This window comes from Sulfitobacter sp. 1A10359 (assembly GCF_043558145.1).
GTDB lineage: Bacteria > Pseudomonadota > Alphaproteobacteria > Rhodobacterales > Rhodobacteraceae > Sulfitobacter > Sulfitobacter faviae.
Window position 1 is genome coordinate 817243 of record NZ_JBIFGB010000001.1, and the last position, 15330, is coordinate 832572.

The 15330-nt window shown below is 64.4% G+C and carries 11 protein-coding genes; 6 read left to right on the top strand and 5 right to left on the bottom strand.

The window, feature by feature from the left end:
- Nucleotides 1–61 precede the first annotated feature (61 nt).
- Both ACGYK2_RS04045 and ACGYK2_RS04050 read left to right on the top strand, forming a co-directional pair.
- On the top strand, nt 62–805 hold the full coding sequence (locus tag ACGYK2_RS04045) for a rhomboid family intramembrane serine protease (protein WP_271689547.1): 744 nt from the start codon (nt 62–64) through the stop codon (nt 803–805).
- A complete protein-coding gene (locus ACGYK2_RS04050; RefSeq protein WP_271689545.1) occupies nt 802–1188 on the top strand; it encodes a GFA family protein in 387 nt (128 codons plus the stop codon). The genes ACGYK2_RS04045 and ACGYK2_RS04050 overlap by 4 nt, the downstream gene beginning before the upstream one ends.
- On the opposite strand, the gene ACGYK2_RS04055 is transcribed toward ACGYK2_RS04050, so the two are convergent.
- The 3 genes from ACGYK2_RS04055 to ACGYK2_RS04065 form a co-directional block, all read right to left on the bottom strand.
- Nucleotides 1161–2276, bottom strand: coding sequence for a DUF2235 domain-containing protein (locus ACGYK2_RS04055; RefSeq protein WP_394374204.1), 1116 nt, complete (start codon nt 2274–2276; stop codon nt 1161–1163). The genes ACGYK2_RS04050 and ACGYK2_RS04055 overlap by 28 nt on opposite strands.
- The gene (locus ACGYK2_RS04060) at nt 2254–4551 is read right to left on the bottom strand and encodes a xanthine dehydrogenase family protein molybdopterin-binding subunit (RefSeq protein ID WP_271689543.1); all 2298 of its coding nucleotides are present in this window, start codon (nt 4549–4551) and stop codon (nt 2254–2256) included. Before ACGYK2_RS04060 ends, ACGYK2_RS04055 begins: the two co-directional genes overlap by 23 nt.
- A 70-nt stretch (nt 4552–4621) precedes the next feature.
- Nucleotides 4622–5782, bottom strand: a complete 1161-nt coding sequence (locus ACGYK2_RS04065; protein WP_271689542.1) for a type III PLP-dependent enzyme — start codon at nt 5780–5782, stop codon at nt 4622–4624.
- A 100-nt stretch (nt 5783–5882) separates the two neighbouring features.
- Here ACGYK2_RS04065 and ACGYK2_RS04070 point away from each other — a divergent pair, with 100 nt between their 5' ends.
- Both ACGYK2_RS04070 and ACGYK2_RS04075 read left to right on the top strand, forming a co-directional pair.
- On the top strand, nt 5883–6323 hold the full coding sequence (locus tag ACGYK2_RS04070; RefSeq protein WP_271689541.1) for an Lrp/AsnC family transcriptional regulator: 441 nt from the start codon (nt 5883–5885) through the stop codon (nt 6321–6323).
- Nucleotides 6324–6412: 89 nt separating this feature from the next.
- The gene (locus ACGYK2_RS04075; RefSeq protein WP_271689540.1) at nt 6413–9598 is read left to right on the top strand and encodes a valine--tRNA ligase; all 3186 of its coding nucleotides are present in this window, start codon (nt 6413–6415) and stop codon (nt 9596–9598) included.
- A gap of 403 nt (nt 9599–10001) precedes the next feature.
- On the opposite strand, the gene ACGYK2_RS04080 is transcribed toward ACGYK2_RS04075, so the two are convergent.
- Nucleotides 10002–10793 (bottom strand): crotonase/enoyl-CoA hydratase family protein, encoded by a 792-nt coding sequence (locus tag ACGYK2_RS04080; protein WP_271689538.1) that lies wholly within the window; start codon nt 10791–10793, stop codon nt 10002–10004.
- A gap of 119 nt (nt 10794–10912) precedes the next feature.
- Between ACGYK2_RS04080 and ACGYK2_RS04085 the strand changes: the two genes are divergently transcribed.
- Nucleotides 10913–12016: a pyridoxal phosphate-dependent aminotransferase gene (locus ACGYK2_RS04085; RefSeq protein ID WP_271689537.1), complete on the top strand. Its 1104-nt coding sequence runs from the start codon at nt 10913–10915 to the stop codon at nt 12014–12016.
- On the opposite strand, the gene ACGYK2_RS04090 is transcribed toward ACGYK2_RS04085, so the two are convergent.
- Nucleotides 12013–13221, bottom strand: coding sequence for an alanine--glyoxylate aminotransferase family protein (locus ACGYK2_RS04090; protein WP_271689536.1), 1209 nt, complete (start codon nt 13219–13221; stop codon nt 12013–12015). The two genes, ACGYK2_RS04085 and ACGYK2_RS04090, sit on opposite strands and share 4 nt — an antisense overlap.
- A gap of 233 nt (nt 13222–13454) precedes the next feature.
- Here ACGYK2_RS04090 and ACGYK2_RS04095 point away from each other — a divergent pair, with 233 nt between their 5' ends.
- Nucleotides 13455–15311 carry an ABC transporter ATP-binding protein gene (locus ACGYK2_RS04095; RefSeq protein WP_271689535.1) on the top strand — a complete coding sequence of 619 codons (1857 nt, stop codon included), beginning with the start codon at nt 13455–13457 and terminating at the stop codon, nt 15309–15311.
- Nucleotides 15312–15330: the final 19 nt, after the last annotated feature.

The following is a 15330-nucleotide window of genomic DNA, read 5'->3' on the forward strand; positions in this document are numbered from 1 at the left end:
AGGTCATGACGATCCCCCGCGCCGCTTGACGCTGCGGACGACTTGGCAAAGGCTGGCCCGCATGTTCCCGATCCGCGATCACAACCCCTCGGGCCGAACGCCCTTCGTCACCTATGCGCTGATGGCGCTCAACATCGGGGTGTTCCTGTCTTCCCTGTCGCTGATGGCGGATGAGCGGGCCTTGGCCGAGTTTTACTACAGCTACGCATTGCTGCCCGCGCGGCTGAGCCATGGGGAGGGGTATTTCGGCCTCATCACCTCGCAATTTCTGCATGGCGGCTGGATGCATCTGGCGGGTAACATGCTGTTTTTGTGGATCTTCGGCGACAATGTCGAAGATGAGATGGGCCATGGGCGCTATCTGCTGTTCTACCTTGCCTGTGGCATCGCCGCGGGTCTGGGCCAAGTCGTGACAGAACCGCTCTCATGGGTGCCCATGGTCGGCGCCTCGGGCGCGATCGCTGGGGTGATGGGAGGCTACCTGCTGCTCTTCCCGCGTGCCAAGGTCGACATTCTGGTGATCTTCATCGTTTTCTTCCGCATCTTCGCCATCCCGGCGTGGATCATGCTGGGCCTGTGGTTCGGCATGCAGTTCATCGGCGGGATCGGGGCCACGCCGGGCACCGGCGGGGTGGCCTATTGGGCCCATGCGGGCGGGTTCATCGCGGGGCTTGTGTTGACCCTGCCGCTGTGGCTGCGGCGGGGCGGTTTTGCCTTTTGGCGGCAGACCCATGGCCATCCGCCCCATGCCGCCGCCGACTATGACCTGAGCGAGAGCCGCATTCCGAAAGTGAGACGCAAATGACCGAAACCTCCGAAACCCGCCGAGCCTCGTGCCACTGCGGGGCCGTGGTGATCGAAGCGCTGTTTCCGCGTGGGCTAGCCTCGGCCGCGCGCTGTACCTGCTCCTTTTGTCGCCGCCGTGCCGCCGCCACAGTGACCGCGCTGGCCGAGACGGTGACCGTGCTGAAAGGGGCCGAGAATCTTACGCGCTACACATGGGGCACCCATACGGCGCAGCACTACTTCTGTAAGACCTGCGGCATCTATACCCACCACCGCCGCCGCTCGGACCCCGATGAATGCGGCGTGAACCTTGGTGCGATTGAAGGGGTCTTGCCATGGGAGATGGAGCCGCTGCCCTATAGCGATGGCATCAATCACCCCTCGGACCGCGACCCCGGCTGAAGGCCGGAGATCACACCCTGCATCCGGGCCAGCAGCCCCGGCTGCGGCTGAGACTGTTCGCGGCGCTGCTCCACGCTTTCGTGCAGTCGCTCGGACGGGTCCGCGCCCACCACCCGACGGCGGCGGGTCACCAGCATCTTGCCATAGCCGCGCCAGCGCCCGATGGAGGGCGCGGCGGGGTCTTGATCGAACCGCGTGGCCCAGCCTGCGGGCAGCGGCAGGCCGCTGTCCTCCATCCGCGACAGCAGCCAGACCAGCGGGATATTGGCCAAGGGGCGCGCAGTCTCATGCCCGCCCAATTGGCCGCCGACATCGCCATGGGTGCCGGGAAACCAGACCTGCTCCAACCGGCCGTCATAGCCCTCGGGCGTGGTCCACAGCACCGGGGCATAGGCAACGCGCGTCTCATTCAGCGCCAGCGCCTGAAAGCCGTTCTTCACGTTGCGACTGAGGTCATGGTTGTGGAACATATGCAGCGGCTGCGAGAACCGCCAGAACAGCGGCGCGTTGAGGCCCAGCGATTTGACCGTGTCCCAAACGCCAATCGCCTCGATCTCGACCTCGGGGTGGCAGTTGGCGCGGGCAAAGAGTTCGCCCGCCTTGCTCAGATGATGCGCCTCATAATGGCGGTAAACATCGCGGATGTTACGCTCTGTCGCCACTTCAGCGCGCAGAAGCCCCACCCGGTCGATCACCCCGGCGAGGGAGCGTACCGCATAGCCGCCGCGCGAATAGCCCAGCAGGAAAATCCGATCTCCGGGTCGGTAGCGCGAGGCGAGATATCCATAGGCGCGGCGGATTTGCCGGTTGATCCCGCGGCCCAAGATCACATCCAAAGCGCTGCGCCAATCGCGCCATTGCAGCCCCGGCTCGTAATAGATCGACAGGGCGCTGCCCATCTCGCGGCAAAGGCCATAGGCAATGCCCGCGTTGGTCTCGCGCCCCAGTTCGAGCGAGGACATGGTCCCATCAAGGATGATGACATGGGTCACCGCCCCCCGGCGCGGGCCGAAATCGCTTTCAGGCCGCCGCCAGAACCGCCCGAAAAGCCGTTGGAATAGGTTTTTACTCGGCTGCGATTGCGGCACCTTGCAGCATCTCCCAGACACGGTGCGGGGTGAACGGCATATCCGCCTGCCGCACGCCGCGTTCCCACAGGGCATCTTGCACCGCATTCGACACCGCCGCCAAGGCACCGACGGTGCCCGCCTCCCCGCAGCCCTTCATGCCCATGACATTGGCGGTCGAGGGGACTGGTTCGGAGGTGAAAGAGATCATCGGCAGATCGGCCGCGCGGGGCATGGCGTAATCCATGAAAGTGGCGGTCAAAAGCTGGCCGTCCTCGTCATAGACCACCCGCTCCTGCACCGCTTGACCAATGCCCTGCGCCACGCCGCCGTGGACCTGCCCCTCCGCCAGCATCGGGTTGATGAGATTGCCGAAATCGTCGACCACGGTGTAGCGGTCCAGCGTCACCACCCCGGTCTCGGGGTCGATCACCACCTCGGCCACATGCGCCCCGTTGGGATAGCTGCGCCCCGGCAGGCTGGCGCGTTCGTGGTGGCTCAGCAGATCGTCGCGGCTCTTGGCGCGGGCCATCTCGGCCACCTCCAGCATGGTCGGGCTGATGTTCGACCCTTCCGCGCGAAAGCGTTCATCGTCAAAAGTGATATCCGCAGCGGCAACGCCCAACTCTTCGGCCAGAAAGGCGGTGAAGACTTCGGTGATCTTCGCCACGGTGGCCAAGGTCGCCGTGTTCTGCGTGGTGACCGAGCGCGAGCCGCCGGTGCCGCCACCCTTCTTGATCAGATCACTGTCGCCCTGCACCACGTCGATCCGCTCGGCGGGGATGCCAGTCTGGTCCGAGAGGAACTGCGCATAGACCGTCTCATGCCCCTGCCCATTGCTTTGGGTGCCGACATAGATCGTCACCCGGCCATCGCCCTCGAAAACCACTTTGGCCCCTTCGGAGGGGTCGCCCAAAATGCTCTCGATATAGTAACACAGCCCCTGCCCCCGCAGCAGGCCGCGTTTGGCATCCGCCGCCCGGCGCGCGGCAAAACCGTCGCGGTCGGCCTCTTGCCCCACCCGGGCCAGCAGGCGTGCAAAATCGCCCACATCGTAAAGCTCGCCCGTGGCAGTGGTATAGGGGAATTGCTCAGGTTTGATGAAGTTGATCCGCCGTAACTCCCACGGATCGACGCCCAACTCACGCGCGGCGCGGTCCATCGACCGCTCCAACACATAGATCGCCTCGGGCCGTCCGGCCCCACGATAGGCGTCGACCTGCACGGTGTTGGTGTAGAACCCTTCGACATGCAGATAGGTGTCTTGCACGTCATAGACGCCCATCAAGACCTTGGAGAAGAGCTGCGACTGGATCGGCTGGCCGAACTGGCTGTTATAAGCCCCAAGGTTGCAGCGCGTGTCGACACGGTAGGCGGTGATCTTGTGGTTTTCGTCAAAGGCAAACTCGGCCCAAGACACCAGATCGCGCCCGCCGTTGTCGGTGAGCATGGCTTCGGTCCGCTCCGACATCCAGCGCACCGGACGGCCCAGCGCCCGCGCGGCTTGGGCCACGCAGAAATACTCCGGGTAGGTCATCGCCTTCATGCCGAACCCACCGCCCACATCGGGATTGGTCACGCGCACCGCGTCTTCGGGCAGGCCGAAGGCTTTGGTCAGAAACCCCTTATGCGCCCAGACGCCCTGCCCGCCCAGCGCCACATGCAAGCGGCCCTCGGTCCATTCGGCATAGCAGCCACGCGGCTCCATGGAGTTGACGATGATGCGGTTGTCACCAACCTCGAGCCGGACGCGATGGGCGGCTTTGGCAAAAGCCGTCTCAACCTTGGCCTCATCGCCCATATGCCAGTCAAAGGCGCGGTTGTCGGGGGCCTCTGCGTGCAGAGGCTCACCGCCCGGGGCGACATCCATCTTGGCGGGCAGATCGTCGGCCTCGAAAAGGATCATCTCAACCGCGTCGCGGGCCTGTTGCAAACTCTCGGCCACCACCAGCGCCACCGGCTCGCCCACATAGCGCACGCGGTCCTTGGCCAGCATCGGGCGCAGCGGCGTCGCGCCTTTGCTGCCATCGCGGTTGTCGACGACCGTATGCGGCAAGGCGATATTCATTCCCGCCGCTTCCAGATCGGCGCAGGTCAGCACTAGATGCACGCCATCCGCCGCGCGGGCCTCATCTACGTCCAACTCAGTGATCACCCCATGGGCCACGGGCGCGCGGAAAAAGACGCCATACAGCGCCCCGGCGGGGGCGATATCATCGACATAGCGGCCCGCACCGGTCAGGAAGCGGTGGTCTTCCACCCGTTTGACCGGTTGGCTTTTCCCGAACTTTTCCATCTGACACCGCCCCTGCTGCCCTGCCTCTTTCAGCGCAACAGTAACGGGCGCGCCGCCAGTGTCCAGAGGCTCAGGCCGCCTTGCGTTTGGGCGCGCCCTCAAGGTCCGAGACAAGCGTCACCCCCGCCAGCCCATACCCATTGAAGGCGGTCGACATGGCGATGGAATAAGCGCCCATGCCGCCGAACAAGAGATAATCCCCGGTCTGCGCATCTTCGGGCAGCGGCAGGCCATCGGGCAGACGGTCCAGCGAATCACAAGTGGGGCCGAAGACCACACGCGGCTTGGCCGCCCCCAGACGCCGCGTGCCATCGGGGCCGACCACATCGACCAACCCCGAAAGCCCCATATCGCGCAGATCGGGCAGCCCGCCATAGATACCGTCGTTCAGGAAAACCGTCCGCCCATCGTTGCGCATCCCCTTGATACGGGTCGCCAATACGGCGGCGTCAGCCACCATCGCCCGGCCCGGCTCACACAGCAGCAAAGGCGCATCCACCCCAAAACTCTCGGCCAGCGCCGCGTTCACGGCAGCAAAAACCGCCCGATGATCGGGCGCGTCAAACCCACGGTCCACGGCGAAGCCCCCGCCGATGTTCAACCGTTTGATCGAGACCTCCGCCGTCCGCAGGATATCCGCCGCCGCATGGACATATTGCACCCAAGCCTGCGGATCATTGCACTGCGTGCCGGGGTGGAAACACATCGACGGCGTGAACCCCATCTGGACAACCGCGCGCAGCAGGTCCGCTGCCTGTTCAGGGGCCGCGCCGAATTTGGACCCGAAATCATAAGCCGCGCCCTTGACCGGCAAGGCGAAGCGCACCGCCACCTCATTATCGCGCGGCACGTCGCGCAGCTTGGCCAATTCCGACATGTCATCGATCGACCAGCTATAGACCCGCGCCGCGATCCCGGCCTCCACCTCGGAGGCCGAGCGCACGGGGTTGTTGTAATGCAGCACCGCCTGCGGGCAGACCGCCCGCACCGCCGCCATCTCTGCCGGGGAGGCGACATCGAAGGTGGTGATCCCCGCCGCGACAAGGTTCGACAGCACCTCCGCCCGGTCGTTGGCCTTGACTGCATAGGTTACCAGCCCGTCGAAATCCGCCTGAAACCGCCGCGCGGTGGCTTGCAGCACTGAAGGAGCCAGAAACAACACCGGCTTATCGGGGCTGTGTTTCGCCAAATAGGCGGCGGGACTATCGGAAAGGGGGGCGATATGCTGCATGGGGGCCTCTTCACTGCTTTTCTCCAGTAAAGCGTGAATTTCGGTCGATTCATCGTGTCAGACCGCCTAAAGTGATGCGAACTTTGGGCAAAATGACGATATGATAGTACAGCTTGACGACACCGACCGCGCTTTGATCGCGGCACTTCAATCCAACGCCCGTCAACCGGTCGCCGATCTGGCGCGCGGCCTTGGCCTTGCACGCACCACCGTTCAGGCCCGGCTGGAACGGCTGGAACGCGGCGGCGCCATCCTCGGCTATACGCTGCGTTTGGGGGAAGCCGCCAGCGCGCCGCTGCATGCCACGGCTCTGGTCAATATCGAGCTGCGTGCTGGCCCCGCCGTATTGGCGCGGCTGCGCAGCCTTCCGGCGGTGCAGGTGGTGCACACCACCTCGGGCCGCTTTGACCTGCTGGTACAAATCGCAGCGCAGACCACGCAGGAGTTGGACGAGACCCTTGACCGCATCGGCGAGACCCGGGGCGTTAAGGGCAGCGAGAGCCTGATCCACCTCAGCACCAAGATCGACCGCAGCGGCTAAGCCCTGCCCCCGCGCCTCACCCCCTGTCAGGGGTCTTTCCCTTACCGCGCCAGAGCGCTAAACGGGGCGCAACAAAAGGGATCATGACCATGGCACTCGAAAAGACCTTCAACGCCGCCGAGGCGGAAAGCCGCATCTACGCCGATTGGGAGACCAAGGGCGCGTTCAAAGCGGGCGCGAATGCGCAGCGGGACGCGCATTTCTCGGTGATGATCCCGCCGCCGAACGTCACCGGCTCGCTGCACATGGGCCATGCCTTCAACAACACGCTACAGGACATCCTCGTGCGCTGGCATCGGATGCAGGGTTTCGACACGCTTTGGCAGCCCGGCCAAGACCACGCGGGCATCGCCACGCAAATGGTGGTGGAGCGCGAATTGGCTGCCACCGGCCAACCCGGCCGCCGCGAGCTGGGCCGCGAGGCGTTCACCGCCAAGGTCTGGGAGCAAAAGCAGAAATCCGGCGGCACGATCATCGACCAGCTGCGCCGTCTGGGCGCCTCCTGCGACTGGTCGCGCAACGCCTTCACCATGTCCGGCGCGCCGGGTGCGCCCGCGGGCGAAGAGGGCAATTTCCACGATGCCGTGATCAAGGTCTTCGTGGACATGTACAACAAGGGGCTGATCTACCGCGGCAAGCGGCTGGTCAACTGGGACCCGCATTTCGAGACCGCGATCTCCGACCTCGAGGTCGAGAGCATCGAGGTCGATGGCCACATGTGGCATTTCAAATACCCGCTGGCGGGGGGGGAGACCTATACCTACGTCGAGCGGGACGAGGACGGTAACGTGCTCTTTGAAGAGACACGCGACTATATCTCCATCGCCACCACGCGGCCCGAAACCATGCTCGGTGACGGCGCGGTGGCGGTTCATCCATCGGATGAGCGTTATGCCTCAATCGTCGGAAAACTTTGCGAAATTCCCGTCGGACCGAAAGAGCAGCGCCGCCTGATCCCAATCATCACCGACGAATACCCGGACAAGAACTTCGGCTCGGGTGCTGTGAAGATCACCGGCGCCCATGACTTCAACGACTACGGCGTCGCCAAGCGCAACGGCATTCCGCTCTATGCGCTGATGGACACCCAAGGGAAAATGCGCGCCGATGGTCTGCCCTACGATCAGGCCGCCGCCCGCGCGCAGGCCATTGCTGAGGGATCGGAAGCCGCCCCCGAGGACGCGACCGAGATCAACCTCGTGCCGGAAGCCTACCGCGGCCTCGACCGTTTTGAGGCCCGCAAGCGCGTGGTTGAGGACGTGACCGCCAAGGGCCTTGCCGTGATGACCGAGGCGACCGATCCCCGCCTTGGCCGCGCCGCCAAGAAGGCCCCCGTCGAGCCCGGCGAGGGCGGCGAGATGCGCACCGAGGAAGAGAGCCTCGTGCCGCTGGTTGAAGCCAAGAAGATCATGCAGCCCTTCGGCGACCGCTCCAAGGTGGTGATCGAGCCGATGCTGACCGACCAGTGGTTCGTCGCCACCGACAAGATCGTGCAGCCCGCCATCGACGCCGTGCGCTCGGGCGAAGTGACGATCCTGCCCGAACAAGACCGCAAGGTGTATTTCCATTGGCTGGAGAACATCGAGCCGTGGTGCATCTCGCGCCAGCTCTGGTGGGGCCATCAGATCCCGGTGTGGTATGGCCTCGCGCCCCAATCCCATAATGACAAAACTTTAGAGTTTAAAAGCTTCTGCGGTGCGGATTTTGAAGCAGTTAAAGCACAAGCAATTGAGCTCTATGAGGCACGCTTTCCTAACGACAAAATCATAATCGAGGAGATGTTTGGGGACCCCGAGCAAGGATGGCCCCAAACCAAGGAAGAGTTTGATGTATATAATGAGTTTGCGCGCCTGAATGGGCTGGAAGAACAGGTTTACGTCGAGAAGATTGGCAGCAGCCGCAAGACACGGTTCAAAATTCAGAACGATAGGAAGACTGGTCAGCGAGAGTTAACGTTCTTTCTACGCCGCGACCCCGATGTGCTCGACACATGGTTCTCCTCCGGCCTTTGGCCTATCGGCACGCTGGGCTGGCCCGAGCAAACCGCTGAGCTGGAAAAATACTTCCCCACCTCCGTGCTGGTGACCGGTTTTGACATCATCTTCTTCTGGGTCGCCCGGATGATGATGATGCAATATGCCGTGGTCGACCAAAAACCCTTCGACACCGTCTATGTCCACGCGCTGGTGCGCGATGAGAAGGGCAAGAAGATGTCGAAGAGCTTGGGCAACGTGCTCGACCCGCTGGAGCTGATCGACGACTACGGCGCCGACGCCGTGCGCTTCACTCTGACCTCCATGGCCGCCATGGGACGCGACCTGAAGCTCTCGACGCAGCGCATCGCGGGCTATCGCAACTTTGGCACCAAGCTGTGGAACGCGCATCGCTTCGCCGAGATGAACGGCGTGTTTGAGGCCATGCCCGCTGGGATGCCCCAGCCCACCGCGACGCTGAACAAGTGGATCGTGGGCGAGACCGCCCGCGTGCGCGAGGAAGTCGACGCCGCACTTGGCAACTTCCGCTTCAACGACGCGGCCAATGCGCTTTACGCCTTTGTCTGGGGCAAGGTCTGCGACTGGTACGTGGAGCTTTCCAAGCCACTGTTGCAGGACGACGCCCCCGAGGCCGAGGAGACCCGCGCCACCATGGCCTGGGTGCTGGAGCAATGCCTGATCCTGCTGCACCCGATCATGCCCTTCATCACCGAAGAGCTGTGGCAGACCACCGCCAAGCGCGATGAGCTTCTGGCCCTCACCGATTGGCCCGCCTACACCACCGCCGATCTGCTCGATGCCGACGCGGACCGGGAGCTTAACTGGGTGATCGGCCTCATCGAGAGCATCCGCTCCGCCCGTCAGCAGATGCATGTGCCCGCCGGGCTGAAGGTGCCGATGCTGGTGACCGAGATGGACGAGGCAGCACAAGGCGCTTGGGACCGCAACGAGGTGATGATCAAGCGTCTGGCGCGGGTGGAGGGCCTTGAGAAGGCCGACAGCTTCCCGAAAGGCACCGTCTCGATCGCCGCCCCGGGGACGAGCTTCGGCCTGCCCTTGGCCGGTCTCATCGACATCGACGCCGAGAAGGCGCGTCTGCAGAAGTCGCTCGACAAGCTGGGCAAGGAGATCGGTGGGCTGAGGGGGCGTTTGAACAACCCCAAGTTCGCCGCCTCCGCGCCGGAAGAGGTCGTGGCCGAAGCGCAGGCGAACCTCGCGGCGCGTCAGGAAGAGGCGGACCAGTTGCAGGCGGCACTGGACCGGTTGGCCGAGCTGGGCTGAGACCAACAAAGCCGGGCAGCGCCAGACCGCGGGATGGCGCTGCAAAGGGGGCAGTTGGGCAGTTTATCTCTGCCGCGTTTATGCCAAGCTCACAGGACAGCACTTCGGTTGCAAAAGCGCCAGCCCGTTCGGGCGGTCTGGCGCTGCCCGGCGGCCTTACGGCCTTGTTTCCGGGCTGTAGCGAGACGGGCAATCGGCGCGCGAGCCGGGGAGTGCCAGACCGCGGGTTGGCGCATCTGACGCGCCAGTTGGGCAATTTATCCCCGCAGCACTTACGCCAAGCTCACAGGACAGCACTTCGATTGCAAAAGCGCCAGCCCGTCCGGGCGGTCTGGCGCTGCCCGGCGGCCTGCGGCCTTGATTCCGGGCTGTCAGGCGCAACGCAAATGCCGCGCTTGCCGTCCTACTTAAACACCGCAGGCCGCTTGCCGAACTCCGCCGCGATCACCTCCATCTGCTCGGGCTTGCCCAACAGCGCTGCCTGCTCACGCGACTCGGCCAAGAGCACATCCGCATCCGATGCCCCCGTCTCCGCATATCCGATCAAGCGCTTCGCTGTGCGGATCGCATTCGGCCCCTTCCCCGCGATCACCTGCGCCAGTTCCAGCGCCGCTGTTTGCGGGTCTTCGGCGACCTCGGTCACCAGCCCCCAACGCTCCGCCTGCGCGGCGTCCACCGGCGCGGCGGTATAGGTCAACCGCCGCAACACGTCCGAGCGCACCAGCCGCGGCAGCAGCACCATACCGCCCATATCCGGCACGATGCCCCATTTCATCTCCATCACCGCGAGCTTCGTATCCGGCGCGGCAATCCGAATATCCGCTCCAAGCGCCAGCTGCATCCCGGCGCCAAAAACCACCCCATGCAGCGCCGCGATGACCGGGATTTCCAAACGGTGCCAAACCATCGACACCTCTTGCCATTTGTTCGTCGTGCCTTCGCCATGGCTGCGGGGCATGATCAAGGCCTCGACATCCTGCCCCAGCATCCCCGAGAGCCCGCCAATATCAATGCCCGCGCAAAAGCCTTTGCCCTCGCCCGAGAGCAACACCACCCGGGCGTCCGAGGCCGCAACCTCCTGCCCTGCCGCGATGATCGCCTCGATCATCTCATCATCCACCGCGTTCATCTTGTCGGCGCGGGTGAGGGTCACATAGGCGATAGGGTCTTCGATCCGGGTGGTGACGCGGGGCATGGCTATTCTCCTGAATGTTTGGCGCAGTTCAGCGCAGATCACCGCGCGGCACCAGCAAAACGTGGCGGCAGGTGCTGCGGCACTTGCCCTCTTACGGGCCCGCCCCTACACCTTGGCGCATGACATATGCACGCCTCACCCCCCTCGCCAAACGCCTGCCCGCCAATGTCCCCTTCGTGGGCCCCGAAGCGCAGGAGCGCGTCCTTGGCCGCCCCTTCAAAGCGCGGCTCGGCGCCAATGAAAACGTCTTTGGCCCCTCGCCCCGCGCCATCGCGGCTATGGCGGAGACCGAGATGTGGAAATACGGCGATTCCGAAAGCGTAGAGTTGCGCGCGGCACTGGCCGAACTGCATGGCGTCACCCCCGAAAACATCATCGTCGGCGAAGGAATCGACGGGTTGCTGGGCTATCTCGTCCGCCTACTGGTGGGCGAAGGCGACGCGGTGGTGACCTCCGAAGGAGCCTACCCTACCTTCAACTACCATGTCGCAGGCTTTGGCGGCGTGCTGCACAAAGTGCCCTACCGCGACGATCACGAAGACCCGGCGGCGCTTTTCGCCAAAGCGGCGGAGGTGGACGCCAAGCTCGTCTACCTCGCCAATCCCGACAACCCGATGGGCACTTGGCATGAGGGCGCGGCACTGGCACGCGCGCTCGACGACCTGCCCCAAGGCAGCCTGCTGTTGCTGGATGAAGCCTATATCGAATGCGCCCCCGAGGGCACCGCGCCCGCGCTTTCCGCCGATGACCCACGGGTGATCCGGATGCGGACCTTTTCCAAAGCCTACGGCCTTGCCGGGGCGCGGATCGGCTATGCCATCGCCGCGCCCGAGTTGATCACCGCCTTTCACAAGGTCCGCAATCACTTTGGCTTAAACCGCGCGGCGCAGGCGGGGGCTTTGGCGGCGGTGCAGGATCAGAGCTACCTGAAAGAGGTTCAGACTAAGATCGCCGAGGCGCGCCGCCGGATCGCCCAAATCGCCGAAGAAAACGGGCTCAGCACCCTCCCCTCTGCCGCCAATTTCGTCGCCGTTGACTGTGGCCGCGATGGCGCTTTCGCGAAGGCGGTTCTCGACGCACTGGTGGCGCGGGGGATCTTCGTGCGCATGCCCTTTGCCGCCCCGCAAAACCGCTGCATCCGCATCAGTTGCAGCACGGCGGAAGAGCTGGATCACTTCGCCGCCGCCTTGCCCAAGGCCTTAACGGACGCGCGCGGGGCTTAAGCCCCGCCGATCACCTTCGCCGCGGCCTGCAAGGCGCCCGGCCCGTGGTCGATCTTTAGCGCCGAAAGCCCGGCTTCGATCCCGCCGAGCAGCCCCATGATCATATGGCCATTCACATGGCCCATATGACCAAGGCGGAAGAACCCGTGCCACGCAGGCTCCCCCGGCAGGGCCATACCCAGCCCCACGCCCAGTGTGAGCCCCAAATTGCCCTGGACCCAATTGCGCAACTCGGTCGCATGGGGCGCTTGCAGCCGCAGCGCGGTGACAGCATGGCTGCGCAGGGCGCGGTCTTCGATGTTGAACCGCAGGCTGCCTTCCGCCGACCACGCCTCACAGGCTGCCCAAACCGCGCGGGCCAGCGTTTCATGGCGCTGCCAGACCTGCTCGATCCCCTCCTCATGGATGATATCGAGGGCGGCGCGCAGGCCGTAGAGGTGATGCGTCGGCGCCGTGCCGCCGTGGTATTGATAAAACTCCTGCGCATGGGCGCGCGGCGACCAGTCCCAATAGCGGCTCACGCGGGGCAGACGCGCACGGGCTTCCTCGGCCCGATCGTTGAAAAAGACGAAGGCCATGCCCGGCGGCACCATCAGCCCCTTTTGCGAAGCGGTGACCATGACATCGACGCCCCAAGCGTCCATCTCAAAGCGCTCACAGCCCAATGACGCGATGCAATCGGCCATCAAGAGCGCGGGATGGCCCGCCTCATCCAACAGGCGGCGCAGGCCCGGCACATCGTTGCGGACCGAGCTTGAGGTGTCCACATGGACCGCCATCACCGCCTTGATCTGATGGCCGCTGTCGGCCTTCAAACGCTCGGCCACCTGCGTCAGATCGACGGGCGCGTTGCGGCCAAAGTCGAGGATATCCACCTCCGCCCCCAGCCCCGTCGCCATTTCGGCCCAGCCATGGCCGAAACGCCCCGTGGCCAGCACCAGCACCCGGTCGCCGGAGGCTATGACATTGCTCAGCGCAGCTTCCCAAGCGCCGTGGCCGTTGCTGATATACATCGCCACATGACGATCTGTACGCGCCACGCGCTTCAGGTCGGCGGCCAGCGCAGGCATCATCTCGACCAACTCGCCTTCATAGATATTGGGGGCCGCGCGGTGCATCGCGCTCAGCACCGCGTCGGGCATGACCGAGGGGCCGGGAATGGCGAGGTACGAACGACCGGGGGCGAGTTTATTCTGCTTTGTCATGATATTGGCTGCCGTTTTGAAAATGCGTGACCGGGGGACGGTCGGGCGCAGCTTACTGCCCGGCAGGCCGGGGTCAACACGCGATCGGACCTTAGGTAAGGTGCGCCCCCGCGCCCCCCTTCCACGCGCGCAGGCCTTCCCCTGCCCGCCTTGCCCGACCTGCACGACGGCTTGCCCTGCCTGCGCGGCTTTCGTACACGGGATCCGACTGCCCAAAAGGATCAGGCACCGGTATGAATGATGACAGTTACACCTCCGCGCAGTTGATGCGCTGGCTTTGGCGGGACTATCTAAAGAAACACACCGGTCTGATGGCCATCGCGGTGATCTTCATGATCATCGAAGGCTCGACCCTGGGCGTGCTGGCGAAACTGATGGAGCCGATGTTTGACCGCGTCTTCGTCGGCGGCGACCAAGGTGCGCTGGTCTGGGTTGGGCTGGTTCTGGTGGCGATCTTTGCCCTGCGCGCGCTGGCCACGGTGGTGCAAAAGGTGTTGCTGACCCGCGTCGCTCAACGCACGGCGGCGGACCTACGCATCGACCTGCTCGACCGGATGATGCAGCAAGACGGTGCTTTCCACCAAAGCCACCCGCCCGGCTTTCTGGTGCAACGCGTGCAATCGGATGTGAATGCGGTAGGTAATGTTTGGCGGGCGTTCATAACCGGCGCGGGGCGCGATCTGGTGGGGCTGGTGATCCTCATGGGCGTGGCCATCGCGATTGACCCGATTTGGGCGCTTCTGGCAATGGTCGGCGTGCCGCTCATGGTGCTGCCCGCCGCCATCGCCCAGCGTTTCGTCCGCGCCCGCTCGCGCGAGGCGCGCGATATCGGGGCCAGCCTCTCGACACGGTTGGACGAGGTTTTCCACGGCATCGTACAAATCAAGCTCAACGCGCTAGAGAACTACCAAGCCCGCCAATACCGCGAGTTGACGCGCACCTTTATCCGCACCGAAGTCCGTGCCGCCTTTGGCAACTCCGCGATCCCGGCGATGATCGACATCATGTCGGGCATCGGCTTTATGGCCGTGATCGTCTACGGCGGGTCCGAGATCATCGCGGGCAATAAGACCATTGGTGAGTTCATGACCTTCTTCACCTCGCTGGGGTTCATGTTCTCCCCCCTGCGCCGACTTGGTGCGATCAGCGGCCTATGGCAGATGGCCGCCGCCGCGCTGGAACGGATCAAGGAATTGCTCGACGCGCCCCTGCATCTGCGCAGCCCGGACAAAGCGCAGGCCGCGCCCGATGGCCCGCCCGATGTGACCCTGACGGATGTCTCGCTCTCCTATGGCGACACGAAGGTGTTGAACGGCTTGGACCTGACCGCGAAAGCGGGCCAGACGACCGCGTTGGTCGGGGCCTCGGGGGCGGGGAAATCGACCATCTTCAACCTGCTCACCCGGCTGGTGGATCCACAAAGCGGCAGCGTGCGGATCGGCGGGGTCGACACCAGCGCGATGACCATACCGGACCTGCGCGGCCTCTTCTCTGTCGTGACGCAGGAAGCGCTTTTGTTCGATGAAACACTGCGCGAGAACATCGTGCTGGGCCGAGAGAATGTCACCGATGAAGAGCTCGACCGTGTGCTGAAAGCCGCCCATGTGGCGGACTTCCTGCCGCAGTTGGAACAGGGGCTGGAAACCCGCGTGGGGCCACGCGGCTCGGCCCTGTCGGGCGGGCAGCGCCAGCGCGTGGTCATCGCCCGCGCCCTGCTGCGCGACACGCCGATCCTGCTTCTGGATGAGGCCACCAGCGCCTTGGATGCGCAATCGGAACAGGTCGTGCAGGACGCGCTCGATCGCCTCGCCAAAGGGCGCACCACCATCGTCATCGCGCACCGGCTGTCGACCATCCGCAGCGCGGATAAGATCGTGGTTATGGACCGGGGCCGCGTCACCGATGAGGGCACCCATGACGAGCTGATGGAGCGCGGCGGCATCTATGCCGATCTCTACCGCCTGCAATATCGCGACGGAAAAACCGTATCGGATGCCCGCGGCCTCAGCGCCCTCTCCGCGAAGAAACGCCGCGAAAAGGCGCGCCAGCCCAATCTGCTCCAACGGATCGGGGCGGCGTTCTTTAACTGAATGCGCGGGGCGTGGGGAA

Coding starts and splice junctions, on each gene's coding strand:
- ACGYK2_RS04045 (WP_271689547.1), top strand. CDS start 62: ATGTTCCCGATCCGCGATCACAACCCCTCGGGCCGAACGCCCTTCGTC.
- ACGYK2_RS04050 (WP_271689545.1), top strand. CDS start 802: ATGACCGAAACCTCCGAAACCCGCCGAGCCTCGTGCCACTGCGGGGCC.
- ACGYK2_RS04060 (WP_271689543.1), bottom strand. CDS start 4,551: ATGGAAAAGTTCGGGAAAAGCCAACCGGTCAAACGGGTGGAAGACCAC.
- ACGYK2_RS04065 (WP_271689542.1), bottom strand. CDS start 5,782: ATGCAGCATATCGCCCCCCTTTCCGATAGTCCCGCCGCCTATTTGGCG.
- ACGYK2_RS04070 (WP_271689541.1), top strand. CDS start 5,883: ATGATAGTACAGCTTGACGACACCGACCGCGCTTTGATCGCGGCACTT.
- ACGYK2_RS04075 (WP_271689540.1), top strand. CDS start 6,413: ATGGCACTCGAAAAGACCTTCAACGCCGCCGAGGCGGAAAGCCGCATC.
- ACGYK2_RS04080 (WP_271689538.1), bottom strand. CDS start 10,793: ATGCCCCGCGTCACCACCCGGATCGAAGACCCTATCGCCTATGTGACC.
- ACGYK2_RS04085 (WP_271689537.1), top strand. CDS start 10,913: ATGACATATGCACGCCTCACCCCCCTCGCCAAACGCCTGCCCGCCAAT.
- ACGYK2_RS04090 (WP_271689536.1), bottom strand. CDS start 13,221: ATGACAAAGCAGAATAAACTCGCCCCCGGTCGTTCGTACCTCGCCATT.
- ACGYK2_RS04095 (WP_271689535.1), top strand. CDS start 13,455: ATGAATGATGACAGTTACACCTCCGCGCAGTTGATGCGCTGGCTTTGG.